General features: G+C 71.7%; 24 protein-coding genes and 1 riboswitch. Of the genes, 13 read left to right on the top strand and 11 right to left on the bottom strand.

Going from position 1 to position 25,286, the window contains the following annotated elements:
- The first annotated feature begins 2 nt into the window (after positions 1–2).
- Entirely contained in the window at positions 3–1,328 is a 1,326-nt protein-coding gene (locus IEX89_RS12150) for a TRAP transporter large permease (RefSeq protein ID WP_188913251.1), read from the top strand.
- A gap of 21 nt (positions 1,329–1,349) precedes the next feature.
- On the opposite strand, the gene IEX89_RS12145 is transcribed toward IEX89_RS12150, so the two are convergent.
- Positions 1,350–1,577 carry a hypothetical protein gene (locus tag IEX89_RS12145; RefSeq protein WP_188913249.1) on the bottom strand — a complete coding sequence of 76 codons (228 nt, stop codon included), beginning with the start codon at positions 1,575–1,577 and terminating at the stop codon, positions 1,350–1,352.
- A 214-nt stretch (positions 1,578–1,791) separates the two neighbouring features.
- On the opposite strand from IEX89_RS12145, the gene IEX89_RS12140 reads away from it, so the two are divergent.
- Entirely contained in the window at positions 1,792–2,469 is a 678-nt protein-coding gene (locus IEX89_RS12140; RefSeq protein ID WP_188913247.1) for a DsbA family oxidoreductase, read from the top strand.
- 7 nt (positions 2,470–2,476) lie between these two features.
- On the opposite strand, the gene IEX89_RS12135 is transcribed toward IEX89_RS12140, so the two are convergent.
- Positions 2,477–3,319, bottom strand: coding sequence for a DUF2189 domain-containing protein (locus tag IEX89_RS12135; protein WP_188913245.1), 843 nt, complete (start codon positions 3,317–3,319; stop codon positions 2,477–2,479).
- Between the two features lie 247 nt (positions 3,320–3,566).
- Between IEX89_RS12135 and IEX89_RS12130 the strand changes: the two genes are divergently transcribed.
- The 8 genes from IEX89_RS12130 to trmFO all read left to right on the top strand — a co-directional run bounded on the left by IEX89_RS12130 (position 3,567) and on the right by trmFO (position 11,587).
- Entirely contained in the window at positions 3,567–4,190 is a 624-nt protein-coding gene (locus IEX89_RS12130; protein ID WP_188913243.1) for a LysE family translocator, read from the top strand.
- Positions 4,191–4,329: 139 nt separating this feature from the next.
- Positions 4,330–5,751: a circularly permuted type 2 ATP-grasp protein gene (locus IEX89_RS12125; protein ID WP_188913242.1), complete on the top strand. Its 1,422-nt coding sequence runs from the start codon at positions 4,330–4,332 to the stop codon at positions 5,749–5,751.
- A 55-nt stretch (positions 5,752–5,806) separates the two neighbouring features.
- The gene (locus IEX89_RS12120; protein WP_188913240.1) at positions 5,807–6,748 is read left to right on the top strand and encodes an alpha-E domain-containing protein; all 942 of its coding nucleotides are present in this window, start codon (positions 5,807–5,809) and stop codon (positions 6,746–6,748) included.
- 43 nt (positions 6,749–6,791) lie between these two features.
- Entirely contained in the window at positions 6,792–7,715 is a 924-nt protein-coding gene (locus IEX89_RS12115; protein WP_188913239.1) for a transglutaminase family protein, read from the top strand.
- Positions 7,716–7,757: 42 nt separating this feature from the next.
- Positions 7,758–8,510, top strand: a complete 753-nt coding sequence (locus tag IEX89_RS12110) for a proteasome-type protease (RefSeq protein WP_188913237.1) — start codon at positions 7,758–7,760, stop codon at positions 8,508–8,510.
- Positions 8,511–8,786: 276 nt separating this feature from the next.
- Positions 8,787–8,942, top strand: coding sequence for a DUF1127 domain-containing protein (locus IEX89_RS12105; protein ID WP_188913235.1), 156 nt, complete (start codon positions 8,787–8,789; stop codon positions 8,940–8,942).
- A gap of 155 nt (positions 8,943–9,097) precedes the next feature.
- Complete coding sequence (locus IEX89_RS12100) at positions 9,098–10,051, top strand: hypothetical protein (protein ID WP_188913233.1); 954 nt, start codon at positions 9,098–9,100, stop codon at positions 10,049–10,051.
- 45 nt (positions 10,052–10,096) lie between these two features.
- Positions 10,097–11,587 (top strand): methylenetetrahydrofolate--tRNA-(uracil(54)-C(5))-methyltransferase (FADH(2)-oxidizing) TrmFO, encoded by a 1,491-nt coding sequence (gene trmFO, locus IEX89_RS12095; protein WP_188913231.1) that lies wholly within the window; start codon positions 10,097–10,099, stop codon positions 11,585–11,587.
- Positions 11,588–11,599: 12 nt separating this feature from the next.
- Here the strand turns inward: trmFO and IEX89_RS12090 are convergent, their stop codons facing one another.
- From IEX89_RS12090 to IEX89_RS12070, 5 genes are all read right to left on the bottom strand, one after another.
- Positions 11,600–12,370: a TVP38/TMEM64 family protein gene (locus tag IEX89_RS12090; RefSeq protein ID WP_244645332.1), complete on the bottom strand. Its 771-nt coding sequence runs from the start codon at positions 12,368–12,370 to the stop codon at positions 11,600–11,602.
- Between the two features lie 75 nt (positions 12,371–12,445).
- Positions 12,446–13,162 carry a thiamine ABC transporter ATP-binding protein gene (locus tag IEX89_RS12085; protein ID WP_188913229.1) on the bottom strand — a complete coding sequence of 239 codons (717 nt, stop codon included), beginning with the start codon at positions 13,160–13,162 and terminating at the stop codon, positions 12,446–12,448.
- The gene (locus tag IEX89_RS12080; protein ID WP_188913227.1) at positions 13,146–14,732 is read right to left on the bottom strand and encodes an ABC transporter permease subunit; all 1,587 of its coding nucleotides are present in this window, start codon (positions 14,730–14,732) and stop codon (positions 13,146–13,148) included. The genes IEX89_RS12085 and IEX89_RS12080 overlap by 17 nt, the downstream gene beginning before the upstream one ends.
- Complete coding sequence (gene thiB, locus IEX89_RS12075; RefSeq protein WP_188913225.1) at positions 14,729–15,745, bottom strand: thiamine ABC transporter substrate binding subunit; 1,017 nt, start codon at positions 15,743–15,745, stop codon at positions 14,729–14,731. The genes IEX89_RS12080 and thiB overlap by 4 nt, the downstream gene beginning before the upstream one ends.
- A gap of 60 nt (positions 15,746–15,805) precedes the next feature.
- A riboswitch (TPP riboswitch) is annotated at positions 15,806–15,911 on the bottom strand.
- A gap of 356 nt (positions 15,912–16,267) precedes the next feature.
- Positions 16,268–16,546 (bottom strand): hypothetical protein, encoded by a 279-nt coding sequence (locus IEX89_RS12070; RefSeq protein ID WP_188913224.1) that lies wholly within the window; start codon positions 16,544–16,546, stop codon positions 16,268–16,270.
- A 248-nt stretch (positions 16,547–16,794) separates the two neighbouring features.
- On the opposite strand from IEX89_RS12070, the gene IEX89_RS12065 reads away from it, so the two are divergent.
- The 3 genes from IEX89_RS12065 to IEX89_RS12055 are packed head-to-tail and all read left to right on the top strand — an operon-like array spanning position 16,795 to position 19,777.
- Positions 16,795–18,675: a sensor histidine kinase gene (locus tag IEX89_RS12065; RefSeq protein WP_188913222.1), complete on the top strand. Its 1,881-nt coding sequence runs from the start codon at positions 16,795–16,797 to the stop codon at positions 18,673–18,675.
- A 49-nt stretch (positions 18,676–18,724) separates the two neighbouring features.
- Positions 18,725–19,378 carry a peptidoglycan-binding domain-containing protein gene (locus tag IEX89_RS12060; RefSeq protein ID WP_188913220.1) on the top strand — a complete coding sequence of 218 codons (654 nt, stop codon included), beginning with the start codon at positions 18,725–18,727 and terminating at the stop codon, positions 19,376–19,378.
- A gap of 51 nt (positions 19,379–19,429) precedes the next feature.
- Positions 19,430–19,777 carry a DUF1491 family protein gene (locus IEX89_RS12055; protein WP_188913218.1) on the top strand — a complete coding sequence of 116 codons (348 nt, stop codon included), beginning with the start codon at positions 19,430–19,432 and terminating at the stop codon, positions 19,775–19,777.
- Between the two features lie 87 nt (positions 19,778–19,864).
- Here the strand turns inward: IEX89_RS12055 and IEX89_RS12050 are convergent, their stop codons facing one another.
- The 4 genes from IEX89_RS12050 to dgcA form a co-directional block, all read right to left on the bottom strand.
- The gene (locus IEX89_RS12050) at positions 19,865–21,274 is read right to left on the bottom strand and encodes a PRC-barrel domain-containing protein (protein ID WP_188913216.1); all 1,410 of its coding nucleotides are present in this window, start codon (positions 21,272–21,274) and stop codon (positions 19,865–19,867) included.
- A gap of 184 nt (positions 21,275–21,458) precedes the next feature.
- Positions 21,459–22,574, bottom strand: coding sequence for a DUF2336 domain-containing protein (locus tag IEX89_RS12045; RefSeq protein ID WP_188913214.1), 1,116 nt, complete (start codon positions 22,572–22,574; stop codon positions 21,459–21,461).
- A 378-nt stretch (positions 22,575–22,952) separates the two neighbouring features.
- Entirely contained in the window at positions 22,953–24,191 is a 1,239-nt protein-coding gene (locus IEX89_RS12040; RefSeq protein ID WP_188913213.1) for a phenylacetate--CoA ligase family protein, read from the bottom strand.
- A gap of 97 nt (positions 24,192–24,288) precedes the next feature.
- A complete protein-coding gene (gene dgcA, locus IEX89_RS12035; RefSeq protein WP_188913423.1) occupies positions 24,289–25,275 on the bottom strand; it encodes an N-acetyl-D-Glu racemase DgcA in 987 nt (328 codons plus the stop codon).
- Between the last annotated feature and the right edge of the window lie 11 nt (positions 25,276–25,286).

Below are 25,286 nucleotides of genomic sequence, written 5' to 3'. Positions count from 1 at the left end.
CGATGTCGCCCAACGAGATGCTGGCGCTCGCCATGGTCGGCGCCTTCTTCCTCCTGATCATGATCGGCATCCCCGTCGGCATCGCCATCGCGACCGCGGCGATCGTGTTCGGCTATGCCGGCTTCGGGCCGATGCTGTTCAACCTCGTGCCGTCGCGCATCTACGGCGTGGTGACGAACTACACGCTGATGGCGATCCCGCTCTTCGTCTTCATGGGCGTGATGCTCGAGAAATCGCGCCTCGCCGAGGAGCTGATCGACGTCATCGGCCACCTCTTCGGGCGGCTCAACGGGGGCATGGGCGTCGCCATCGTGCTCGTGGGCGTGCTGCTGGGCGCGGCGACGGGCATCGTCGGGGCCACCATCGTGACGCTGGGGCTGCTCACGCTGCCGGCGCTGATCCGGCGCGGCTATTCCACGCCGCTCGCCTGCGGCGTGATCTGCGCGTCGGGCACGCTCGGCCAGATCATCCCGCCCTCGCTCGTGCTGATTCTCCTGGCCGACGTGCTCGGCGAATCGGTAGGCACGCTCTTCGCCGCCGCCATGATCCCCGGCCTGATGCTCTCGGGCATCTACGTGATCGCGCTCCTGGTCACGGCGCGGGTTCGCCCCGATCTCGCGCCCGCGATCCCCGCCGAGGAGCGCCACGCCATGTCGGGCGGCGCGCTCGCGAAGAAGACGCTCCTCGTCGTCGTGCCGCCGATCGGCCTCGTCGTGGCGGTGCTCGGCTCCATCGTCGGCGGCGTCGCCGCGCCCACCGAGGCCGCCTCCATGGGCGCCATCGGCGCGCTGCTCATGACGCTCGTCGCGGGCAAGCTCTCGGCGCGCCTCCTGTGGGAGGTGGCGCGCACGACGCTGCTGATCTCGGCGATGGTATTCTTCATCCTGATCTGCGCCCAGCTCTTCGCCCTCGCCTTCCGCGGGCTCGGCGGCGAGCATCTCGTCGAGCGCATGTTCGAGTGGGTGCCCGGCGGGCTGACGGGGAGCCTGATCTTCCTGCTCGCCCTCGTCTTCCTGCTCGGCTTCTTCCTCGAATGGATCGAGATCACCTACGTCGCCCTGCCGCTGTTCCTGCCCTTCTTCATCGCGGAGGGGGTGGACATGGTCTGGCTCGGCATCCTGATCTGCATGAACCTGCAGACCTCGTTCCTCACCCCGCCCTTCGGCTGGGCGCTGTTCTTCCTCAAGGGCGTCGCGCCGCCGGGTGTGACGACGGGGGCGATCTACAAGGGCGTCCTGCCCTTCATCGCCCTCCAGCTGCTGGCGCTCGTGATCCTCTTCTCGGCACCCGGCCTCGCCACCTGGCTGCCGGACGCCATCGGCTGGTGAGGCTCGCGCCTGGAGCCCACCTCACTCGCCCGGCGTCGCGTGCTGCGGCTCCCAGAAGTGCTCGCGCGAGCCGGTGAGGAGGAAGGCGAGCTCGTCGATGTTGGCGACGACACGATCGGCCCCCGCCCGCGACACCGAGCGGCGCGGGAGCCGCTCGGCGGCATGCACGAGCGCCTTTCGCGCCTGCGCCAGGGTGAGCAGCAGCTCGGCCTGCTCCGCCTCGTCGAACACGCGCTTGCGCACCACCATCGCCCGCCCTCCCCTCGCTCCGAGTTCCGCCTGAAGTTCCGCTTTCGTTCTGTGCCGGGACCTTGATGCCAAGCCTGCGCGCCGGACGCAAGAGGAGGCTTTTCCTCCGATGCTCCCCATGCACATGCGGGCGTCACGCTTTCGAGAGCCGGGGGTGCGCGGGGGCGGCGATGGGGCTAGGGTCGGCGCGTCCGCAATGCGAGGGAGAGCCGCCATGGCCGACGCCGCCGCCCCGATCGAAGTCACCGTCGTCTCCGACGTGATCTGCCCCTGGTGCTGGCTCGGCGCGGCACGCCTCAGGCGCGGCGCCGAGGAGGCGGGCATTCCGGTGACGCTCTCCTGGCGGCCCTTCGAGCTCAACCCCGACATGCCGTCCGAGGGCATGGAGCGCGCCGCCTATCGCGCGGCGAAGCTCGGCGCGGAGCGTTCGGACGCGCTCGACGCCGAGATGACGCGGCTCGGCGCCGAGGAGGGGCTCGACTACCGCTTCGGCGCGCAGACGCGCACGCCCAATACGCGGCGCGCCCACGCGCTGATCGCCTTCGCCTCGACGCAGCAGCTCGACGACGCCGTCTCCGACCGGCTGTTCCGGGCCTATTTCAACGAGGGCGCCGATCTGACCGACGAGGCCGTGCTCCTCGCCTGCGCCGTCGAGGCCGGGCTCGATGGCGAGCACGCCCGCCGGGCGCTCGCCGACGATCAGTTGGCCGAGCTCGTCGCCCGCGAGGAGGAGCGCGCCCGCGCCATCGGCGTGACGGGCGTGCCCTTCTTCATCGTGGCCGGGCGCTGGGCGATCTCCGGCGCGCAGCCGGCGGAGCTGTGGCGCGAGGCGCTCGTCGAGCTCTCCGGAAAGATCGCCGCGGGCGACGGCGCCCCCGAGGGCCAGAGCTGAGCGCGCCTCACGCCGCCTCGGCGCTCTCGGGCGCCGGCTCGACGAGGCGGCGGTAGAGCCGCCAGGTCGCGTGCCCCAGGGCCGGGAGCACGATGAGGAGGCCCAGGAAGAACGGCACGATGGCCAGCACCAGCGTCGCCACGATGAAGGCCGCCCAGCCGAGCATGGGCTTGGGGTTGGTCACCACGGCCTTCACCGAGGTGATCATCGCCGTGATGAAGTCGACGTCGCGGTCGAGCAGCAGCGGGAACGAGACCACCGTCAGCGAGAAGAGCGCCGCCGCGAGCACCGCGCCGACGAGGTTGCCCACGACGAGGAACATCAGCCCCTCGGGCGTCGTGAACACCACGGTGAGGAAGTCGCCCAGCGTCGCGAAGGACTGGAAGCCCAGGAAGATCGCCAGCAGCAGGCGCACCTGGTACATCCAGATGATCATCACGAACAGCGTCACGAACGCCATCCAGCCGAGCTCGCGCTTCGACTGGCTGAACACGACGCCGAGCACCGGGCCGAAGGCCAGCGCCTCTCCGGTCTCGCGCCGGCGCGAGACCTCGTAGAGCCCCACCGCCACGAACGGTCCGATCAGCGCGAAGCCGGCGGCGAGGGGATAGGCGAGGTAGCCCATGCCCGAATAGGCGGTGAGGATCACGAGGGCGATGCCGCCCAACGCGTAGACCGCCCCGAAGAAGAGCCCGAATCGCGGGGCGGCGCGGAAATCGCTCAGGCCCTCGGAGAGGGCGGCGCGCACGTCGTCGCGCGTGATGGTGCGCACGATCGGCTCGCTGCGCGGGCGCGCGGCGTCCGCACGATGCGGCGTGGCCGTGAAATCGGCGTCTGTGGTGTCGGCCATGGCGTTCCCTCTACCCGTACGGTTCGCATCGTCTCGCATGCATGGTCGGTATCGGGGGAGAGCCGAGAGTGACCGATTTTTCGCCCGCCGCCTAGGCCCGTGTCGTTGCGGACGTGGAGACGTCGTGTGCCCGCACGCGGGCAGCTGGCGCGAGGCGGTTGCGGAGCGCGCGGCGGCGTGTCTTCACTCGGAGGAGACGCGAAGTCGGGCGATCAGCGCCCCTCCGCGCGCGAGGGGGAGCGACGCCATGACCTTCGAAACCTGGGCCGCCTTCACGGCCGCATCCGCGATCCTGCTCGTGATTCCCGGGCCGACCGTGCTCCTCGTCGTGTCCTATGCGCTCGGCCAGGGCTGGCGCGTGGCGCTGCCGATGGCGACGGGCGTCGCGCTCGGCGACTTCACGGCGATGACGCTCTCGATGCTGGGCGTCGGCGCGCTGCTCTCGGCCTCGGCCACGGCCTTCCTCGTGCTGAAATGGGTGGGCGCCGCCTATCTCGTCTGGATGGGCATCCAGCTCTGGCGCGCCGGCGGCGCGGGTGCGTCCCTCCCCGAGCGCGGAGGCGCGAGCCGGCCGGGACGCATGCTCGCCCACGCCTGGCTCGTGACGACGCTCAACCCCAAGAGCATCGTCTTCTTCGTGGCCTTCCTGCCGCAATTCCTCGATCCCGCGGGCGATTTCCTGGCCCAGCTCCTCGTCTTCGAGATCACCTTCCTCGTCCTCGCCTTCGCCAACGCCTTCGGATACGCGCTCCTCGCCGCGCGCGCCCGCGGCCTCGTGCGGCGCCCGGGCGTGCTGCGGATCGTCAACCGCGCGGGCGGCACCGCCCTCGTCGGCGCGGGGGTCGCGAGCGTGGCGGTGCGCGCGCCGTGAGGGTGCGAGAAATCCACTCGCCGACGCCCCGGCGCGACCATACGCCTTTCGCGGGGGGTTCCCCTGGCGTGCCTCTTGCCTCTACGCTCGCGATTGCGACCCGCGGCGAACGCGGGCGCTCGGAACGACGAGGGAGCGAATGGCGGCGTTCGACGAGATGCATGGCGGCCAGGGCCCGGATGCCTGCCGGGCGGCCTACGGGAAGCTGAAGCGCTGGCTCGACACCACGCCGCGCGACGTGTTCGACGCGCGGCGAAGCCAGGCGGAGCTGTTCTTCCGGCGCATCGGCATCACCTTCGCCGTCTACGGCGACGCCGAGACGACGGAGCGGCTCATCCCCTTCGACATCATCCCGCGGGTGATCACCAAGCCCGAATGGGAGAAGGTCGAGACGGGGCTCAAGCAGCGCGTCAAGGCGCTCAACCTGTTCCTGGCGGATCTCTACGGGCCGCAGACGGCGCTCAAGGCCGGCATCGTCCCGCCCGAGCTGATCCTCAAGAACGAGCATTATCGGCTCGAGATGCAGGGCATCGCGGTGCCCCACGGCATCTATTGCCACATCGCCGGCATCGATCTCGTGCGCGTCGACGAGGACACGTTCTACGTCCTCGAGGACAATGCGCGCACACCCTCGGGCGTCTCCTACATGCTGGAGAACCGCGAGGTGATGATGCGGCTCTTCCCCGAGCTGTTCGCCCAGCATCGCGTCGCGCCGGTGGAGAACTATCCCGACGCGCTGCTCGCGACGCTGCGCTCGGTGGCGCCCAATTCCGGCAAGAAGGACCCCACCGTCGCGCTCCTGACGCCGGGGCAATTCAACTCGGCCTATTACGAGCACTCCTTCCTCGCCGACCAGCTCGGCGTGGAGCTGGTGGAGGCCTCCGACCTGTTCGTGCGCGAGGATCGCGTCTACATGCGCACGACGGAGGGCCCCAAGCGCCTCGACGTGCTCTACCGGCGCATCGACGACGACTTCCTCGATCCCCTCGCCTTCCGCCCCGATTCGGTGCTGGGCGTGCCCGGGCTCTTCAGTGCCTATCAAGCGGGCAACATCACGCTCGCCAACGCCGTCGGAACCGGCATCGCCGACGACAAGGCGGTGTACACCTACATGCCGGAGATCATCCGCTTCTTCCTCGACGAGGAGCCGATCCTCAAGAACGTGCCGACCTGGCGCTGCCGGGAGGAGGAGGCGCTGAGATACGTGCTCGACCACCTGCACGAGCTCGTCGTCAAGGAGGTCAACGGCTCTGGCGGCTACGGCATGCTGGTGGGCCCGCACGCCACGAAGGATCAGATCGAGACCTTCCGGCGCAAGCTCAAGCACGATCCGGCGGGCTTCATCGCCCAGCCGACGCTGGCGCTCTCCACCTGCCCGACCTTCGTCGCCTCCGGCGTCGCGCCGCGGCACGTGGACCTGCGCCCCTTCGTCCTCTCGGGCGCCGACGAGATCCGCGTCGTGCCCGGCGGGCTCACCCGCGTCGCGCTCAAGGACGGCTCGCTCGTGGTGAACTCGAGCCAGGGCGGCGGCACCAAGGACACCTGGGTGCTGGACGGCTGAGGCCGTCCCCCGCCCCCACCCTCTCTCGCGTCACGCGTCACCCACGGACGAGGCCATGCTCTCACGCACCGCCAACAGCCTGTTCTGGCTCTTCCGCTACACCGAGCGCGCGGACTTCATCGCCCGCATCCTCGACGCGACCGTGCGTCTCGCGGCGCTGCCGACGAGCTACGGCGAGCGCAACGAATGGGAGAGCGCGCTCGAGGCGGCGGGCTCGGCGGAGATCTTCCGCCAGCATTACGGCGCCGTGACCGAGGACACGGTGCGCGACTTCCTCGCCTTCTCGCCGCACAACCCCTCCTCCATCCGCAACTGCCTGGAGCGCGCGCGCACCAACGCCCGCGCGGTGCGCACCGCGTTGACGCTGGAAATGTGGGAGACGATCAACGGCGCCTGGCTCGAGCTCAAGCGGCACCGCAACGCCGCCGACATGAGCCGCGAGGACTTCGCCCGCTTCCTGGAATGGGTGAAGAGCGTCTCGCTCGACTTCGACGGCTCGGCCTACCGCACGATGCTGCGCAACGACGCCTATTATTTCACGCGGCTCGGCGTCTCCATCGAGCGCGCCGACAACACCGCCCGCATCCTCGACGTGAAGTATCACGTGCTGCTGCCGCCGACGGAGCGCGTGGGCGGCTCGCTCGACTACTTCCAATGGACCACGATCCTGCGCGAGGTGCAGGCGCACACGGCCTACCATTGGGTCTATCGCGAGAGCGTGAAGCCCTGGCTCGTGGCCGACCTGCTCATCCTCAACAAGCAGATGCCGCGCTCGCTCGCGTGCTGCTACGAGAGCCTGGTGCGCCATCTCGACCTGATGTCGGACCTCTACGGCCGGCGCGGCCCCGCGCAGCGCCACGCCAGCGATTGCGCGGCGCGGCTCTCCTCCATGCGCATCGAGGAGGTGTTCGGCCGCGGTCTGCACGAATGGGTGACGGAATTCATCATCGACAACAACAAGCTCGGCTCGGCCATCGCGGAGCAGTACCTCACCTGAGGGGCTCCCGTCCGGGATCGGGCGAGACGCCGGGAGGCACGCCATGCGCATCCGCATCGAGCACGAGACCACCTACACCTACGAGGAGCCCGCGCGCGGGCTCATCCAGATCCTGCGGCTGACCCCGCGCCCGCACGTGGGTCAGCACGTCGTGCGCTGGCGCATCGAGCCCTCGCTCGACGGGGCGCTGCGCCAGAGCGAGGACGCGCTCGGCAACATCGTCCACCGCTTCGCCGCGGAAACGGCCGAGGAGCGCCTGACGATCCGCGTCACAGGCGAAGTGGAGACGCACGAAGCGCACGGCGTCGTGCGCGGCCTCGTGGAGCGCGCCCCCGACCTCTACTTCCTGCGCACCACCGAGATGACGACGCCCTCCGAGGCGCTCGCGACCTTCGCGGAGGAAGCGGCCGGCGCGCAGGCGCGCACCGACCCCCTCGCCGCGCTGCACGCGCTCAACACCGCTCTGTGCGAGCGCATGACCATGCGGCGCGGCCCGGCCGGAACGGCCGTCGGCGCGGCCGAGGCCTTCGAGGCCGGTCGCGGGCTGCCGCAGGACGTCGCCCACGCCTTCGTCGCCGGGGCGCGCCATCTCGGCATTCCCGCGCGCAACGTCTCGGGCTATCTCTATCGGGGCGACGACACCGACGAGGGCGAGAACGCGGATGACGGCCGGGTCATGGACGAGACGCACGGCCACGTGCACGCCTGGGCGGAAGCGCTGGCGCCGCGTCTCGGCTGGGTCGCCTTCGATCCCTCCTTCGGCGTCTGTGCCGGGCCAGCGCACGTGCGCGTGGCCATGGGGCTCGACGCGCCGGGCTGCGTGCCCGTGCGCGGCGCGCGCTACGGCGGCGGAGCGGAGACGCTCTCCGTTCGCCTCGTCCTCACAGACATGCGCGGCGGCGACGCGGGCGGTGGCGGCGGGCGCAACCAGCCGCCGTCTTCCTCGCAGTCCCAGTCGCAATCCTGACGCCGCCCGCGGCTCCGCCGCCTCTCTCCGGACGCCCCGCCAATGACCTATTGCGTCGGCCTGCTCGTCGAGCAGGGGCTCGTGATGATCGCCGACACCCGCACCAATGCGGGGCTCGACAACGTCTCCACCTTCCGCAAGCTCACGGTCGTCGAGCGGCCCGGCGAGCGGGTGCTGGCGCTCGCGAGCGCGGGCAACCTCTCCGTCTCTCAAACGGTGGTGAGCCTGCTCGAGGAAGGAATCGAGGATCCCGAGACCGGGATCGTCGCCAAGCTCGACAACCAGCCGAGCCTGTTCAAGGCCGCCGAGCTCGTCGGGCGCGCCATCCGCGAGGTGCGCGCCGTCCACGGCCCGGCGCTGGCCGAGGCCGGCGTCACATTCGACGTGTCCTTCCTCTTCGGCGGCCAGATCCGCGGCGGGCCCATGCGGCTCTACATGATCTACGCCGCCGGCAACTTCATCGAATGCGGGCAGGACGCGCCCTTCCTGCAGATCGGCGAGCACAAGTACGGCAAGCCTATCCTCGACCGCGCGGTGCGATTCGGCGGCGACCTCTACGACGCGCTCAAGATCGGGCTGATCTCGATGGATTCGACCATGCGCTCGAACATCGGCGTCGGCCTGCCCGTGGACGTGCTCGTGCTGCGTCCCGGCGCGCTCGCGCCTGAGGTGAACCTCCGGATCGAGGCGGGCGAGCCCTATTTCCACGACCTGCGCGAACGCTGGTCGGCAGCCTTGCGTGCAGCGCACATGGCGATCCCCCGTCCGCCCTACGGTCCGAAGCGGGCGGGTTGATCGGCGGCTCTCGCCGAGGTTGCGTTCTTAACGTGCGTGGCGGAATATTGGCAACTCACCGTCAAAAAGCGTCCCGCTCAGCGCATCCGTAAATGATTTGTGACCGATTCTCGGCTGGATCATGCGCCGGGCGCATGGCTGATTTCGACTTTCTCCACCTACTCCCAAGGTCGAACAGAGCATATTGCAGTGCACAACACGACGCGCTTCCGGCCCGCTCCCGCGGGACCCGGCTGCGGGTCGCGCAATCCCTGTTCCTCCCCTGGAGTCCGTACCATGTTCCTCACCTGGGTCCTGTCCCGTATCCGCGCCTACCAGCGCTATCGCCAGACCGTGCGCGAGCTGCAGCGCCTCTCCGATCGCGAGCTCAACGACGTCGGCCTCTCGCGCTCCGACATCGACCACGTCGCGAAGCGCTTCGCGCATGCCTGAGACGCGACGCATCGCTGCGCCGCCGCGAACGCCGGCCGGGGTGACCCGCGCCGGCGTTCTTGCTTTTCGGCGTCGCGTCCGCTGAGGCGTCGCGCACCGCATGCCGCGGACGGGAGCGTTTGTTCGCCGGCGACAGAAATGCTAGATTGCCTGCGATGGACATGCCGCGCCGCGATTCGTCGATCCTTCGCCTCGTGCCTCACGAGGACGCCGCTGCGCTCGGCTGGATGCCCGCGGCGTCTGCCGCGACGCGCGAGCACAACAGCGGCGCGGCGCCCGCCGGCTTCGCGGACCACCAGGCACCCGCGCGCCGCGTCCCCGCCATCCAGGCCGAGATCGCGCCGGAGCCGATCCGCCGGGCGATCGCCCGCGTGATCGCGGCAGACGCATCGCTGGAGGAGGCCGCCTTCACCTGCGACAGGCGCCCGCGCAATCACCCGGCTCTGCGCGGCCGCGCCGGGCGCGTCTCGATCGCCGGTCCCGATGCGCCGGTGCGCGCGACCGTCGCCCTGGAGCCGGAGCTGCGGATGCTCGGCGCGAACTATCGCGACGGCTGGCACGGCATCGCGCCCGACGCCTTCTCCCGCGGCGTGCTGGCGCGCACCCTCGCCGAGAAGGCGCTCCTCGTCGCCGCACCGGCCCTGCCGCAGGCGCGCCGCGAGGCGGTGGCCGAGCATCTCGCCTACGAGGCGGCAGGGCCGCATTGGGCGTTTCGCGCCTTGATGGGCGTGCGCGCCGCGCACGGCGATCTCCTCGCCGGGCGTCGGCCGGGGGAGCGCTCCCTCCTCCTCGGCGTCGCCGGCCTCGCCATGCACGAGGCGCTGCAGCCGGCGCTCGCGTCGGGGGCGATGACGCAACGGCGCCCGATCGAAGCCGGCATGGAGACCTGCGGCGCCTTCTTCGCCTGGCTCGCGGTGCCCGGCACCTTCGAGACGCATCCCTCCTACCCGGAAGCCTTCCGCACGTTCCTGGAGGAGACGTTCGGGCTTTCTCCCGTCACGGCTCGCGCGGCAGCGAGCCGCTTCGTCTCGCGCATGGCGCACGGCAATGCGACGCTCGCCCGCTCCATCCTCGCCGAGGCGCAGGCCGCCGCGCCCCGAGCGCCGTGACCCGAACGCCTTGACGCACAAGGAGCGCTCGCGCATCTACGAGAGATGACGAACACCTCCGACACCAAGCCCGTCCACGTCGTCGGCGGCGGCCTCGCCGGCTCCGAGGCCGCCTGGCAGATCGCGAGCGCCGGCGTGCCCGTGATCCTGCACGAGATGCGCCCCGTCCGGATGACCGAGGCGCACAAGACGCACGGCCTCGCCGAGCTCGTCTGCTCGAACTCGTTCCGCTCCGACGACGCCGAGGCGAACGCGGTGGGCCTGCTGCACCAGGAGATGCGCCGGCTCGGCTCGCTGATCATGCACACCGGCGACCGCCACCAGGTGCCCGCGGGCGGCGCGCTCGCGGTGGATCGCGACGGCTTCTCGGAGGCGGTGACGGCGGCGCTCGAGGCGCACCCGCTCGTGACCATCGATCGCGGCGAGGTCGCAGGCCTGCCGCCGGAGGACTGGGACAGCGTCGTCGTGGCGACGGGCCCCCTCACCTCCCCCGCGCTCGCCGAGGCGATCCGCGACCTCACCGGTGCCGACGCCCTCGCCTTCTTCGACGCCATCGCCCCCATCGTCTATCGCGAGAGCGTGGACATGGGGATCGCGTGGTTCCAGTCGCGCTACGACAAGCCGGGCCCGGGGGGCACCGGCGCGGACTACCTCAACTGCCCCATGAACCGGGACGAGTACGAGGCCTTCGTCGACGCGCTCGTCGCCGGCGAGAAGACCGCGTTCAAGGAGTGGGAAGCGACCACGCCCTATTTCGACGGCTGCCTGCCCATCGAGGTGATGGCCGAGCGCGGCCGCGAGACGCTGCGCCACGGGCCGATGAAGCCGGTGGGCCTCACCAACCCGCACAAGCCCGACGAGAAGCCCTACGCCGTCGTGCAGCTGCGCCAGGACAATGCGCTGGGCACGCTGTTCAACATGGTGGGCTTCCAGACCAAGCTGAAATACGGCGCGCAGACCGCGATCCTCCGCATGATCCCGGGCCTCGAGAACGCGGAATTCGCGCGTCTCGGCGGCCTCCACCGCAACACCTATCTCGACAGCCCGCGCCTGCTCGACGGGACGCTCCGGCTGAAGGCCGCGCCGCGCCTGCGCTTCGCGGGCCAGATCACGGGCTGCGAGGGCTACGTGGAAAGCGCGGCGGTCGGCCTCATGGCCGGGCGCTTCGCCGCCGCGGAGCGGCTGGGCCGCCCCCTCGACCTCCTGCCGCCGACGACCGCCATGGGCGCGCTCATCGCCCACATCACCGGCGGGCACATCGCCGTCGAGGACGAGGTGGACGACGAGGCGGGCGACGCCGCTGCGCCGGCGGCCGAGATCAAGGCCGCGAAGCCCCGCTCCTTCCAGCCGATGAACGTCAATTTCGGCCTCTTCCCCCCGCTGGACGCCGCCCTTCCCAAGGCGGAGAACGGCAAGCGCCTGCGCGGCTCGGCCAAGGCCATCGCCAAGAAGAAGGCGCTGACGGACCGGGCGCGCGCGGATCTCGCGGCGTGGCTCGCGACGACGGGTGGAGTGGGGGCACAGGCGGCGGAGTAAGGCCGCCGACGCTCACCCGCGCCCCTTCCCCTCGCGCACGCGCCGCACGATCACCGGGATCAGCGCCAGCACGGCGAGGCCGACGAGAGCCGTGATCACCTGGGGCGTCAGCACGCCCGAGGCGGAGAGCTCTCCGCCCTGGGCGATGACGCTCTCGAAGCCCGCGCCGACGGACGCGAAGACGAAGGCGCCGGGGATGATGCCGACGAAGGTCGCCGTGACGTAGGTGCGCAGGCCGACGCCCAGGAAGGCGGGCGCGAGGTTGACGACGAAGAACGGGAAGGCCGGGACGAGGCGCAGGAAGAGCAGGTAGCTGAACGCGTCCTTGCGGAAGCCCTCCGCCATCCGCGACACCGCGCCGCCGGCCTTTTCGCGCAGCGTGTCGCCGAGCGCGGTCTTGGCGATGAGGAAGATGCCCGTCGCGCCGATGGTCGCGCCCACCACCGCGAAGGCGGTGCCGGCGAAGACGCCGAAGAGGAAGCCGCCCGTCATCGTCAGCACCGCGCCGCCGGGCAGCGAGGCCGCCACCACGATCGCGTAGAGCGCGACGTAGGCGAGCGCCGCGACGACGAAGCTCTGCGCGACGAAGTCCTGCAGGCGCTCGGAATTGGCGCGCAGCGTCTCGAAGGAGATGTACTCGTCGAGGCCCAGCGCGAAGGCGGCGGCGATCATTGCGGCGAGCCCGACGAGGGGACCAAAGCGCCTGAGCGGGCTTCGCGCCTTCGTGGTCTCGGAGGCGGCGGCGCCGACGCGATCGTCGTTCGTGTCCTGCATGGCGGTCATCGGTCTCTTCTCCCGTTGTCGCCGCTTCTTCGCGCCGAGATCGGGATCGTAACGCGGGAGGCGATCACGCCGTGCTCACGTTCCCGCGGGCACGGCGTGACCGACGAAGGCGGCGATCGCGGGATCGCGCGCCGGATCGAGCGCGCGCCGCGGCGCATCCTGCACGAGGACGCGGCCCTGCGCCACGAAAGCGAGGCTGGCGGCACGATCGAGCACGTCCTCGGGCGTGTGGATCGTGATCAGGACGGTGATGCCGCGGGCGCGGCGCAGGTCGTCGACGATGGCGATCATCTCGCGCCTCAGCCCCGGATCGAGGGCGCCGAAGGGCTCGTCGAGGAGAAGGAGCGGCTTCTTCGAGACGAGCGCGCGGGCGAGCGCAACGCGTTGTCGCTGGCCGCCGGAGAGCTCGCCCGGACGTCGCGCGCCGTATCCGTCGAGATCCACCGCCGCCAGCGCCTCGGCGACACGGGCGCGCTCGGCCTCGTCGAGACGCAGCGAGGGGCGGATGCCGAGCCCGACGTTCTGCGCCGCATTGAGATGGGGGAAGAGGTTGTTGTCCTGGAACATCATCGCCACCGGGCGCTCGGCCGGAGCGAGGGGGAGGAGATCGCGACCGGCGAACGACATACGCCCGGAGAGCGGCGTCTCGAAGCCGGCGATCATCGAGAGGAGCGTCGTCTTGCCCCCGCCCGACGGCCCGACGATGGCGACGAGCGCGCCCGTCTCGGCGCGCAGGCTGTAGCGCGCCTCGAAGTCCGGCCACAGGAGACGGCATTCATCGACGATCAGCATCGGCCATCCGGGTCGCGAGGGCGGAGAGGGCGAAGGCGGCAGCCACGAGGAGGAGCCCGATCGCGGCCGCCTCGTCCAGGCGATAGGACCCGAGCCGCTCGTAGAGCAGGTAGGGCAGCGTGCGCAATTCGCCCCCGCCGAAGAGCGCGACGATGCCGAAATCGCCGAAGGAGAGCGCCGCCGCCACCGCGAAGGCGCCGGCGAGCGGGCGCCGCGCCATCGGCCAGTCGACGACGACGAGACGTCGCCAGCCCGTGAGGCCCAGCAGCGCGCAGACGCGGCCGTGCCGCTCCGCGCTCGTCGCCAGCGCCGGTGCGAGGAAACGATAGGCGAAGGGCAGCGCGCCGATGGCGTTGACGAGGGGGAGCAGCAGGAAGCCCGCCTGCGCCGGCGAGACGTGGCCGCGCAGCGCCAGGAAGAGCCCCGCTGTGAGCGCGAAGGGCGGCACGGCCAGCACGAGGGCCGGCAGCACGTCGTAGGCGGCGGCGAGACGCGTTCGGCGTCGCGCCTGCGCCGCCTGCGCCGCGCCCGCGAGCGCGATCGCCATGGCGCACGCGAGGCCGGCGGAGACGAGGGCGACGACGAGGCTCGTCGCGGCAGCGTCGGCGAGGTCGGCGTCGAGGATACGCGGGAGCGCGAGAACGCCCTCCAGCGTCGCGAGGAGGAGCGGCGCGATCAGCGCGCCCGCGATCGCGAGCACCATGCCGTCGAGGATGCGCAGGCGCGGATCGGCGGCGTCCGGGCGGGCGGCGGGCAGGCGCTCGGTCGGCGCGACCGGCGCCTTCGTCACGGCCCAGTGCAGGAGAAGCGTCAGCGACAGGCAGATGGCGAGCTGCAGCCCGGCGAGCATCGCCGCGCGGGCGAAGTCGAGCTCGACCCGCAGCGCGGAGAAGATCGCGACCTCGAGCGTCGCCTTTCCCGGCCCGCCGCCGAGCGTCAGCACGATGGCGAAGCTCGTGAAGCACAGGAGGAAGACGAGGCCGGCGAGACCCGGCAGCTCGCTCCTGAGAATCGGCCAGTCGAGATGCGCGAAGGTCGCGCGCGGCGAGAAGCCGAGGATCGCCGCGAGCCGCCAATGCTCGGCGGGCGCCCGCGCCAGCGCGTCGAGGAAGATGCGCGCGGCGAAGCTCGCGTTGAGGAAGACGTGGGCGAGGAGGATGCCGGGCCAGCCGAACGGGTCCGGACGGCTCGCGAGGCCGAGCGCGTCCATTGCCGATGCGATCCAGCCGGAGCGGCCCCACACCGCCACCACGCTGAAGACGACGACGATCGCCGGCATCACCGCCGCCGCGCCGAGCGCCGCGAGGACGAGGTCGCGCCCGACGAAGCGTCGCCGCGCGAGCGCGAGCGCGAGAGCCGCCCCGAGCACGAGCGAGAGCACCGTCGAGAGCGCGGCTTGCGTCAGCGAGAAGACGAGGACGCGGCGCAGATAGGCGTCGAGCGCGAGCGTCGCCGCGCGTCCCTGCGCCGCCTCGAGAAGCGCGCCGAAGGCGAGCGCCGCGAGCCCCGCGAGCGCGAGGGCGACGAGCGCCCCCGGATGCGGGGCGCGCACACCCGCGAGGCGCGTCACCGCGTCGTCGCCTCGAGCCAGGTGTCGATGAGCGCCCGCCGCTCGGCGGAGACGCGCTCGGCGTCGAACAGGAAGGCCTCGCCGGGCTCGATGAGGCCCTCGAAGCTCTCCGGCAGCCCGCTCGACGGCAGGTTCGCCGGATACATCCAGTTCCCCTCGGGGATGAGGGACTGGAAGTCCTCCTCCAGCATGAAGGCGAGGAAGTCGCGGGCGAGATCGGGCACGTCCGTCGTCGTCGTCATGCCGGCGATCTCGACGTGGAGGTAATGCCCCTCGGCGAAGCGGGCGGCTTCGTAGCGGGTCTCGTCCTCCACCGCGCGGTGGTAGGCGGGGGAGGTGGAATAGGAGAGCACCATGTCCGCCTCGCCCTCCAGGAAGAGGCCGTAGGCTTCGGACCAGCCGGTGGTGAAGGTCACGACCCGCGGCGTCAGCGCCTCCCAGGCGTCCGCCATGCCCTCCCCGAAGACCGCGCTCGACCAGAGCAGCAGGCCGAAGCCCGGCGCGCTGGTGCGCGGATCCTGCAGAACCACGCTCGGCCCCGCCGCATCCGTGAAGAGCGCCTCCAGGCTCTCCGGCGGGCTATCGAGGCGCGTCGTGTCGTAGACGAAGGCGAGGTAGCCCCAATCGTAGGGCAGGAAGGTCTCGTCGTCCCAGGCGACGGGCATGTCGAGCTCGCCCGTCTCGACACCGTGGGGGGCGAACAGGCCGAGGTCGCGCGCCTCGCCGGCGAGGTTCATGTCGTGGCCGAGCACGACGTCGGCGGTCGTGCTCTCGCCCTCGAGCCGCAGGCGGCCCAGCAGCGAGCCCGCGTCGTCGGCGGTGACCCATTCGAGATCGCAGCCGCAGGAGGCCTCGAAGCGCTCGGCGATCGCCTCGCCCGGCCCGTAGCGGCCGACGAAGGAGGAATAGGTGTAGACGGTGAGCGTCGGGCGCTCCTGCGCCGCCGCCGGGGGAGCGGGGAGGAGGGCGGCCCCGAAGAGGGCGGCGAGGGCGAGAGGATACGCGTTTCGCATCGGCGGCTCCGTTGAGTGCCGGGCCGCTCTCGAGAAATGTGCGGGGGGACGCCGCGCTGCGCGGCCATCGTCGCTCATCCCTACGCCGGCACGACCCGGATCAGGTTCGACGGGTTGGCGCGTCGGCGCCTCTCAGCTCCCAGATGGAGCACCCCGTGAGACGTCTCGGGTCTAGACGAGCGCAGCCGGCGAAGCAAGCGGGGCGGCGGGCTGCCCAAAAGTGATGCAATCTCGCAACAGCTTGAATCGATCAAGCAGCACGAAGCGGCGCTGGTGACGTTTTCACCAGCGCCCCACTTGCCGCGGGAATGGGCATGAGCTACCATTCAAAACGTGGCGTTGCCGTTATGCAGCTCCACGTAGCCCGGATGCGGGCTCCCTTCTTGGGCGTTTCCTCCCTAGACTTCGGGCCGCACTCGCGGCCCGTTTTTTTAGGGCCGCGCGAGCCTCTTCGTCTCGGCGGAAGGGACGCTATCTCAGCAATTTCCGGGAATCAAGAGCCTCTGCGGGCCATCCGCGGCCTCATCGCGCCGATTCGGCCAGCTCTTCGCCGATTCGCTGCGCGAGCGCGGCGCGTGCGTCCTCGGGCAGGCTCGACCAGAGCGCGCGGGCGCGTTCGCTCTCGCCCTCCGCGGCCGCGAGCAGCGCCGCGAGCGAGGCGCGGTCGAGCTCCGGGAGCGGTCGCGCGGCGACGTCGCCGGGCGTCGGCGCCTCGGGCTCGGAGGCAGGACCCGCCCCCTCGCGCAGGGGCGAGAACCAGAAGATCACCGCGATCGCGGCGAGGATGCGCAGGAGCGGCATGGCTGTCTCGACCTCGTCCGCCCTCCCATGCGCGAGCGCCCGTGAAGGGAGCGTTTCCCGCCGCCGCGTGTCCGCGGACATGGTGAACGGGACGTACCGCCCCGCCCCCACGTTAACCATGCGTTGGCCATACCGCCCTGCGGGACGACCTCGGGTCCGTTCGCCTTAGGTTTCGTTTAAGCGGCGGCTGCGACAGTCCCCGGCAACGAGGACAGGGAGCGGCGCGCCACGCGCCGTGAGAGGCGGACGTGTTCGGGTCCATCAGCGTTCGGACGATCGAGGGGCGGCTCGCCGAGCTCGTGCACGAGCGCGTCCGGCGCGACGCGACCGAGCGCGAGCGCCATGCCCGCTTCATCGTCTCGCGCATCCTGATGGGCGCCGCCGCGCTGGTGCTGGCGCCCATCTACCTCGCCCTGCGCGGCCCCGCCTCGCCCCAGGAATATCTCGCGCTCGTCTTCCTCGCGGCCCCCTTGATCGCGGGCGTGACCCTCTCGCGGACGGGCCGTCTCGCCCTCGCCCACGCGATCTCGGCGGCGGGCTTCGCCGGCCTCGTCGCCTGCGTGGCGAGCGCGTCGGGCGGGCTCGCCTCGGCGGCGACGATCTGGCTCGTGGCCGTGCCGCTGGAGGCGCTCGTCTCCGGCTCGAAGCGCGCGGCGGTGAGCGCCACCTTCATCGCCGGCCTCGCCGTGATCGCGCTCGCGATCCTCGACCTCCTCGGCGTGCCCGCGCAGGTCGATCCCTGGCCGGCGGCCCTGTCGGCCCCGATCTTCGCCCTCTTCGCCATCGCCCATGCGGGCTCGCTGGTGCTCGCCGTGTCGCGGGCCCGCGACGCGCAGGCCGATGCCATCCGCCGCCGCGACGCGCGCGATCGCTCGCTCCTGCAGGTGATGGACGATCTCGTCGTCTGGCACGACGCCCACGGCCACGTGCTCTCCGCGAGCCCGGCGGCGATGAAGCTCGTCGGCGCGCCCTCCGGCGCGCTCGAGGAGCGCGGCCTGTTCTCGCGCGTCCACGTGCAGGACCGTCCCGCCTATCTGAAGGCGCTCGGCGACGCGGCCTCCGGCGGCGTGCCCGTGACGGCGCAGTTCCGGCTGCATTTCGGCGACGCGCTCGCCGGCGAGGCCGGGCGCGTGGTCTGGGTGGAGATGCGCGCCTATAGGGTCGAGACCGCCGACGACAAGGCGAAGCTCGTCTCCATCCTGCGCGACGTCACCGCCCAGAAGAGCCACGAATGCGACCTCGAGCGCGCGCGCCTCGAGGCGGAGCGCGCCGGCGCGATGAAGGCGCGCTTCCTCGCCACCGTGAGCCACGAGCTGCGCACGCCGCTCAACGCCATCATCGGCTTCTCGGAGATCCTCTCCACGGAGACGATGGCCGGCGTGGGCCCCGACCAGCGCCGCAGCTACGCCAAGATCATCCACGACAGCGGGCATCACCTGCTCGAGGTGGTCAATTCCCTCCTCGACATGTCGCAGATCGAGAGCGGGAACTTCGAGTTCGCGCCGGCCCCCTTCGACATCGCGCCCCTCGTCCAGGGCTGTGTCGACCTGATGCGCCTCAAGGCGCAGGCGGCGGGCATCGCGCTGGAGGCGAGCGTGGAGGCGGGGCTGCCCGAGCTCGTCGCGGATCGTCGCGCCTGCCGGCAGATCCTGATCAATCTCGTCTCGAACGCGGTCAAGTTCACGCCCAAGGGCGGGCGCGTCCACGTCGTCGTGAAGCGCCGCGCGGGCATGATGGCGCTCGTCGTCTCCGACACCGGCATCGGCGTGCCGGAGGCGGCGCTCGCGAAGCTCGGCGATCCGTTCTTCCAGGTGAACGCCGCCTACGATCGTCCCCACGAGGGCACCGGGCTCGGGCTCTCCGTGGTGCGGGGGCTGGTGGGCCTGCACGAGGGCACGCTCGCCATCGAGAGCGCGCCCGGAGAGGGCATGATCGTCACGGTGGAGCTGCCGATCGCCGGCCGTCCCGCCCGCGCCGTCGGCGAGACCAAGGCGCACGCCGCCGCCCCGATCCCCATCACCGTGCGCGCCCGCAGGCGCGCGCCCGCCGCGCTCGAGCTCGAGACGGCGAACGAGGTCACGGCCCCGCGCGAGGGGGGCGGCAACGAGGAGTTCAAGCGCAGTGCCTGAGGTCATGGCGGCCCGTTCCGGACGCGACACCACACTGAGGAGCGCGCCCGTGCGGCGGCGCGCGCCGACGCCGCCCTCGCCCTTCGCGGCGACGGTGCGCCAGCTCTTCGCGCGCCCGGGTCGGCTCGTCGTGGGGGCGCTATTCGCCTCGGCGGCGGGCTACATCGCCCTGAACGCGCTGGCCTTCCAGACGGCGCGCCACCCCGCGCCGCTCTTCGCGGACCCGGCGATCGTCGCGGCGCCGCAGCCGGTGCCCGTGCCGGCGCCGATCGTGGCCGCGCGCCCCGCGCCCGCGCCACAGGCGAGCCTGCCTTCCGGCCTCACCGTCGATCTGGGGCCCGCGCCGCTGCCGCCGGCCCGCGGTCCCGCCGAGACCGCGACGACGCGGCTCGCACCGCCCGCGCCGCCGCCGGCCCCGACGCTTCTGGAGGACGGCGACCCCATCGGCGCGCTCATCCGCGAGAACGCGGCCGCGACCACCGCCTCGGTGAGCCTGCCCGAGCCCGATCCGCGCATCATGGCCGTGCAGGAGGCGCTCGTCGCGCTCGGTCACGGCCCGATGAGCGTGGACGGCCTCGTCGGCCCCGCGACGCGTGCCGGGATCGAGGCGTTCGAGCGCAGCGAAGGCCTGCCGGTGACGGGCGAGCTCGATCTCGTTACCCTGCGCCTCCTGGCAGTGCGCTCCGGCGTTCCCATCGACTGAGCCGCCGCCGGCCCGCCGCCCGCGGGGGCCGCCCGCGCGCGGAGACGTATCATGCGCCTGACGTCCGACTTCGTCGTCTCCGCCCTCATCCGCCAGGCGGGCGTCGCGCTCGTGCCCGCGATGCTGCGCCGGCGCGGCGCTGCGGAAGCCGGCGCCATCTTCGTGAAGGTGGACCGGCTCGACGGCACCGCCGACCTCTACGGCCCGGCGCCGCAGTCGCTCGTGGACGAGGAGGCGACCGGCGAGCGCCTCTTCTCCCCGCTCCTCGAAGGCGCGACGCCGCTCGACGTAGAGGAGCGCATGATCAAGGAGATCCGCTTCGACCCCGATCTCTGGCTCGTCGAGATCGAGGACAGGGAGGGGCGCCCCTTCGTGCCGCTGGCCCGCGACGCGGGCTGATCCGCACGCGACCGCCAGACGAACGAGGAAAGCCGGCGGCCCCGAAGGACCGCCGGCTCCCGTTCGTCAAGGCGTGTGACGCGAGGCTTACTGCTCGACGATCACGTCGACGTCCTCGTCCGCACCGAGCGGCTGGGCGTCGGGATAACGCATCTCGTAATCCTGCATGCCCTCGATGTCGGCCTCCGTGATGCCGCGGACCATCAGCTGGTCGCCGCGCATGGAGAGACGATCGAGCGGCAGCGCCACGGTGTCCTCGGCGAGGCCGAGGAAGCCGCCGGCACCGATGACGACGAGGAAGTCGTCATCCGGCGTGGCCACGATGCGCTCGACGTCGCCGAGCTCCTGGCCGCGAAAGTTGTAGACCGTCTCGCCCTCGAGCTCGGAGATCGCGATGGGACGGGTCTGGGCGTTCACGGCGCCCGTCGCCTCGACCTCACCTTCCTCCATCAGCATCTGGCGGGCCTGATCCATCTCGCCGTCCATCTGGGCGGTCTGCTGGGTCTCGACCTGCATGCGCTGCTGCTCGGACTGATCGGCCTGCGCCGTCTGCATCCGCTCGTAGCGCACCGTCGGCGCGCCCTGCGCCTGCAGGAACTCGACCTGCGGCTCGCCGGTGCGTTCGAAGGTCACCTCCGGACGGCCCTGCGACGTGGCGATCTGAGCCTCCTCGCCGTCGTCCTGGATCGTCACCTGAGCCTGGGACTGCTCGACCGCGACGGCGGCCTGCTGGTCGGGCTGCTGGATCTGGACCTGCGGACGACCCTGGCGGACCATGACCTCGGGCTGACCCTGGGCCACGTCGACCTGCGGCTCGGGCATGCGCACGATGATCTCGGGCTGCGGCTGCTCGATCGTCACCCGCGGCGGAGCCTGGCGCACCAGGATCTGCGGGTTCTGCTGGCGAACCGTCACCTCGGGCTCGGCCGGATCGACCATCACCTGCGGCGTGGGCTGCTCGATGCGAAGGCGCGGCGCGGTGCGCTCGACGACGATCGCGGCGCCGTCGGCCTCGGCCATCTGCTGCTGCGTCTGCTGCTGGCCGCCCTGCGTGCCGGTCTCCATGGCGAGCACGAGAACCTGCTCGTTCTCGGCCTCCTGGAACTGGTTGCCCTCGGCCTCCGTCGCGGAGCGCAGCTGGGCCACCTCCTCGCGGGTGATGTCCTGGACGTAGAGACGCCCGTCACGCAGGACGATCGCCTGCGTCGGCAGGAGACGGTTCTGCCCGCCCTGGACCTGCACCACGGCGTAGCTCTGGCCGGAGCGACCGATCACGATCTGGTCGACCGTGCCGATGCGGTTGCCGTTGGCGCCGAGAACCGGCTGGCCGCGCATCTGCTGGGCCGTGACGCGGCCCTGCTGGCCCTGGCTCTGCTGAGCCTGCGTCATCTGCTGCTGCTGACCCTGCGGCTGGTTCTGCTGCGTCGTCTGGGCCATGAGAGCTGCGGGCGCGAGGGCGGTAGACCCCACGAGCGCAGCGAGGAACATGCGTTTCATCGCTGGCATCCTTTCGTGTCTGCCGGGTTTGGCTGCCCCGGAAACACGCCAGCGCCAGATCGGTTCCTCACATCGATGTGAATAGACATGCTTCTTGGAAGACTAGCGTCTTGATCAACCAACATCTCTCTTTGTCGACCAAGTCGAGAAGCAGGAAATATATCTTAGAACGAAGCGTGACGTCTCATGTAGCGCGACCGTTCTTCCTGTCGAGCTTGTCGGAGCGTGGCTGCAAGACTTGGGTAAAGCGTGGCCGGTGCGTCGAGTCGGGGGCGAGCGTGGGAATATACGTCGCCGCAGCAGGGCGTCGCGCGCCGACGCGCACGCCGTAGACCGCCTCGACGATGCGAGTCGCCACCGAGCGCGGCACGCCGCGCACGAGGCCCACGAGGCGGAACACGATCTCAACCGAGCGCGCGATGCCGGGATCGAGGGTCAGGAAGATGCGGATCGTCTCCTCCTCGCCGAGCCCGGAGGCCCTGAGCGCGTGCGCGAGGAGGTCGTGACGCTCGGGACGGTCGAAGCGCCAATCCGGGCGGGTCTCGAGGCCGAGCGCGGCGGCGAGGGCGGAGCCGAACAGCGCGCGATCCCCGCGATCGGCGGCGGCGAGGAGCGCCTCGATCGTCTCGGGGCTCGGGCGCGGGCGCATCGCGGGGCGCGTATCCGCCCGCGGGGCGGCGGAGAGGCGCACGAGGAGGCGCGTGCGCATCGGCTCGTCCGCGTGCGGATAGAGCCCGGCCGCGTCGTCCGCGGGAAGGTCGTCGCGCGCGAGCAGCGCGCGGGCGAGCGGCGTCACCGCGCGTGCCCGCGCCACGAGATCGGCAAGCGCGCGCCCGCCGAGCGCGAGATCGGCATTCTCGGCGAGAGCGCGGTCGATGGCAGGATCGTCGCGGGCGACGAGGGCGGCGATCTCGCTCGGCGCGAGGTCCCCGCGGCGCGCGCGGGCGAGCGCGACGAGGGGCTCGGTCCGGTCCGTCGCCACGGGCAGGTCGGGCGCCAGCGCCGCCACGAGACGCCCGGCTTCGCCGCCATGCGCGGCGAGCGCCTGCAGCACGGCGGGCGGCGTCTCGGGGAGTGCCACGACGCGCCGGGCCACGTGCGCGGCGACGTCGGAATCCGCCTTCGGCAGGAGCCGGATCGCGAGCTCGGCGAAGGCGTCGGCCTCCTCCTCCCGCCGCCGCGAGGCCGCGAACAGGTCCGCCTGCACCCGCAGCAGCACGGGTGCCACGGCCCCGCCGTCGCGGGCGAGCGCGGAGAGCCGGGCGATGTCCTCGTCGAGGGGCGGCGGGGGTGGCGTCATGCGAGCGATCGGCGCGAGAGGCGGGATCGAACGAATAATCCGGATCGCGTAAAGGCCGCGTTAACCGTGGCGGCTCGCGCGCCGGGAAGGCGGGACCGCAAAAGGCGAGCCCGCCGGGAGGCTTCCCTCCCGGCGGGCTCTACGATGTCTCGCCGTGCTAAGCACCGAGGTGCTCACGCGTGAGGCTCGAATGAGGGTCCGAAGACCTCAGCGGGCAGCCCCGGCGAGGTGACAGCGCTGACAAAGAGACACTGGACCACCTCCTTTCGCTTGTTTCGACCAGAACCAAGATAGGCGGCGATCGGGCGGGGGGAAAGAGGTCGGGCGCCCGCTCGCGCACGAAAATTGGGCAGGCCCTGCCGATATGGCGTTCGCCCCTCAGTCCCACTTGCGCTCGTCGACGATCGCCTTGCCGTCGTCGGGCAGGCTGCCCGCCGCGACGAGGGCGACCTCGCCACGCAGCTTCGTCACCGCCTGGAGCGTCGCGGCGATCGCGTCCTTCAGCGCCGGCGTCGCGGCGGCGGCGTCCGCCACCTCCGCGTCGAGCGTCATGGCGTCGGCCTCGCCCACGCGGCGCACGACGAGCCGCGCCCGGCCGATCTCGGGATGGCGCCGGGCGATCTCGGCCACCTGCTCGGGGCGCACGAACATGCCCTTCACCTTGGTCGTCTGGTCGGCGCGGCCCATCCAGCCCTTGATGCGCATGCCCGTGCGCCCGCACGGGCTCGGCTCGGTCAGAGCCGCGGTGAGGTCGCCGAGGGCCAGGCGGATGACGGGATGGCGGGGCTCCAACGTCGTCACCACGATCTCGCCCACCTCGCCGGGCGCCACCGGCAGGCCGTCGGGCCCGACGATCTCGAGGATGACGTCCTCGTTGACGATCATGCCCTCGGGCGCGGGCGTCTCGTAGGCGATGAAGCCGATATCGGCGGTGGCGTAGGCCTGGCGCGCGACGATGCCGCGCTGCGCGAGCTCCGTCTGGAGCGATTTCGGGAAGGCGGCGCCGGAGACGACGGCCTTCGTCAGCGAGGACGCGTCGCGGCCCTTCTCGGCGGCGGCGTCCAAGAGGATCTTGAGGAAGTCGGGGGTGCCGGCATAGGCGACCGGGCGCAGCGTCTCGATCAGGTCGAGCTGCGCCTCCGTATTGCCGGGGCCCGCCGGGATCACCGAGCAGCCGAGCGCGCGCGCGCCCGAATCCATGATGAAGCCGCCGGGCGTCAGATGATACGAGAAGGTGTTGAGCACGATGTCGCCCGGGCGCAGGCCGATGGCGTGGAGGCCACGCGCGGCCCGCCAGGGATCGGGCCCCTCCCCTTCCGGCTCGTAGATCGGGCCGGGCGAGGTGAAGAGATGCGGCAGGCCGTGCGTGCCGTCCGGCAGGAAGCCGCCGAAGGGCGGGCTCTCCTTCTGCAGCCGCGGCAGGTCGGACTTGCGCAGGACGGGCAGGCGCGCGAGCGCCTCGCGGGTGCCGACGCCAGCGGGGTCGACCTGCCCGAGATGCCGCCTCCAGCCGGGCGCCCGCAGCGCCGCTTCGAGCACGCCGGGCAAGCGCGCGAACAGGTCGCGCTCACGTGCGGCGGGGTCTTGCGTGTCGCGCGCGTCGTGGAACTCGCTCATCGGGCCGTCTCCTCCGGGATCTTCACGTCCCCGGCCCCATAAGACCGACGCTTGCCCCGATCCGCAAGGCGCCACACGCACCGTCTGCTCCGCGCCTCTAACCCCAGAGCGCGCGCTGCGGCGGGTGAACGAGCGAGCCGTCGAAGGTGAGCGCGTGGTCGCGGTCCTTGGCGAGCAGCAGCGGGCCGTCGAGGTCGACGAAGCGGGCGCGCGGCGTCAGCAGCATGGCGGGAGCCATGGCGAGCGAGGTGGCGAGCATGCAGCCGACGAAGATGCCCATGCCCCGCGCCTGCGCGTCCGCGGCGAGCGCCAGCGCCTCGGTGAGGCCGCCGGTCTTGTCGAGCTTGATGTTGACGAGGTCGTAGAGCCCCTCCAGCCGCGGCAGGCTCGCGCGGTCGTGGGCGCTCTCGTCGGCGCACAGCGGCACCGGACGGTCGATGCCGCGCAGCGCCTCGTCCTTCGAGGCATGGAGCGGCTGCTCGACGAGGGCGAAGCCGGCATCGGCGCAGGCCGCCATGAGGGCGGGGAGCGTCTCGGCGCTCCAGCCCTCGTTGGCGTCCGCGATGAGCGTCGACTCGGGCGCGCCGCGGCGCACGGCGGCGATGCGTTCCGCGTCGCCCTCCGGCGCGCCGAGCTTGATCTTGAGGATCGGCCGCGCCGCCGCCTTCTGCGCCGCTTCGCGCATGGCGTCGGGCGTGTCGAGCGAGATCGTGTAGGCCGTCGTCGCCGGCGCGAGGCGATCGACGCCCGCGGTGACGGACGCCGGAACGCCCGAGCGATTGGCGTCGAGGTCCCACAGCGCGCAATCGACGGCGTTGCGCGCGGCGCCCGCGGGCAGCGCGTCCTGCAGCGCCTCGCGGCTCATGCCCGATTCGAGAGCGGCGCGGACCGATTCGATCTGCGCGACGACGCTCTCCACGCTCTCGCCGTAGCGAGCATAGGGCACGCATTCGCCGCGGCCGATCGCCCCGCCCTCCTCGAGCGTGACGAGGACCACGACGGCCTCCGTGCGGGAGCCGCGGGAGATGGTGAAACGGCCGGCGATGGGGAACGCTTCGGCCGCGACGGTGAGGCTTCGCTGCATCATGCCCGCAG

Source organism: Salinarimonas ramus (assembly GCF_014645695.1).
In the GTDB taxonomy this organism is placed as follows: domain Bacteria; phylum Pseudomonadota; class Alphaproteobacteria; order Rhizobiales; family Beijerinckiaceae; genus Salinarimonas; species Salinarimonas ramus.
Note: the sequence above shows the minus strand (reverse complement) of the source record. Positions and strands in the feature narration are given on the sequence as shown.

Excerpts from the sequence above, each read along its gene's own strand:
- IEX89_RS12085 (WP_188913229.1), bottom strand. The coding sequence starts at position 13,162 with ATGCTGATCGTCGATGAATGCCGTCTCCTGTGGCCGGACTTCGAGGCG.
- IEX89_RS12145 (WP_188913249.1), bottom strand. The coding sequence starts at position 1,577 with ATGGTGGTGCGCAAGCGCGTGTTCGACGAGGCGGAGCAGGCCGAGCTG.
- IEX89_RS12140 (WP_188913247.1), top strand. The coding sequence starts at position 1,792 with ATGGCCGACGCCGCCGCCCCGATCGAAGTCACCGTCGTCTCCGACGTG.
- IEX89_RS12150 (WP_188913251.1), top strand. The coding sequence starts at position 3 with ATGTCGCCCAACGAGATGCTGGCGCTCGCCATGGTCGGCGCCTTCTTC.
- IEX89_RS12105 (WP_188913235.1), top strand. The coding sequence starts at position 8,787 with ATGTTCCTCACCTGGGTCCTGTCCCGTATCCGCGCCTACCAGCGCTAT.
- IEX89_RS12100 (WP_188913233.1), top strand. The coding sequence starts at position 9,098 with ATGGACATGCCGCGCCGCGATTCGTCGATCCTTCGCCTCGTGCCTCAC.
- IEX89_RS12130 (WP_188913243.1), top strand. The coding sequence starts at position 3,567 with ATGACCTTCGAAACCTGGGCCGCCTTCACGGCCGCATCCGCGATCCTG.
- IEX89_RS12050 (WP_188913216.1), bottom strand. The coding sequence starts at position 21,274 with ATGAAACGCATGTTCCTCGCTGCGCTCGTGGGGTCTACCGCCCTCGCG.
- thiB (WP_188913225.1), bottom strand. The coding sequence starts at position 15,745 with ATGCGAAACGCGTATCCTCTCGCCCTCGCCGCCCTCTTCGGGGCCGCC.
- trmFO (WP_188913231.1), top strand. The coding sequence starts at position 10,097 with ATGACGAACACCTCCGACACCAAGCCCGTCCACGTCGTCGGCGGCGGC.
- IEX89_RS12115 (WP_188913239.1), top strand. The coding sequence starts at position 6,792 with ATGCGCATCCGCATCGAGCACGAGACCACCTACACCTACGAGGAGCCC.
- IEX89_RS12045 (WP_188913214.1), bottom strand. The coding sequence starts at position 22,574 with ATGACGCCACCCCCGCCGCCCCTCGACGAGGACATCGCCCGGCTCTCC.
- IEX89_RS12120 (WP_188913240.1), top strand. The coding sequence starts at position 5,807 with ATGCTCTCACGCACCGCCAACAGCCTGTTCTGGCTCTTCCGCTACACC.
- IEX89_RS12040 (WP_188913213.1), bottom strand. The coding sequence starts at position 24,191 with ATGAGCGAGTTCCACGACGCGCGCGACACGCAAGACCCCGCCGCACGT.
- IEX89_RS12055 (WP_188913218.1), top strand. The coding sequence starts at position 19,430 with ATGCGCCTGACGTCCGACTTCGTCGTCTCCGCCCTCATCCGCCAGGCG.
- IEX89_RS12110 (WP_188913237.1), top strand. The coding sequence starts at position 7,758 with ATGACCTATTGCGTCGGCCTGCTCGTCGAGCAGGGGCTCGTGATGATC.
- dgcA (WP_188913423.1), bottom strand. The coding sequence starts at position 25,275 with ATGCAGCGAAGCCTCACCGTCGCGGCCGAAGCGTTCCCCATCGCCGGC.
- IEX89_RS12090 (WP_244645332.1), bottom strand. The coding sequence starts at position 12,370 with ATGACCGCCATGCAGGACACGAACGACGATCGCGTCGGCGCCGCCGCC.
- IEX89_RS12070 (WP_188913224.1), bottom strand. The coding sequence starts at position 16,546 with ATGCCGCTCCTGCGCATCCTCGCCGCGATCGCGGTGATCTTCTGGTTC.
- IEX89_RS12125 (WP_188913242.1), top strand. The coding sequence starts at position 4,330 with ATGGCGGCGTTCGACGAGATGCATGGCGGCCAGGGCCCGGATGCCTGC.
- IEX89_RS12135 (WP_188913245.1), bottom strand. The coding sequence starts at position 3,319 with ATGGCCGACACCACAGACGCCGATTTCACGGCCACGCCGCATCGTGCG.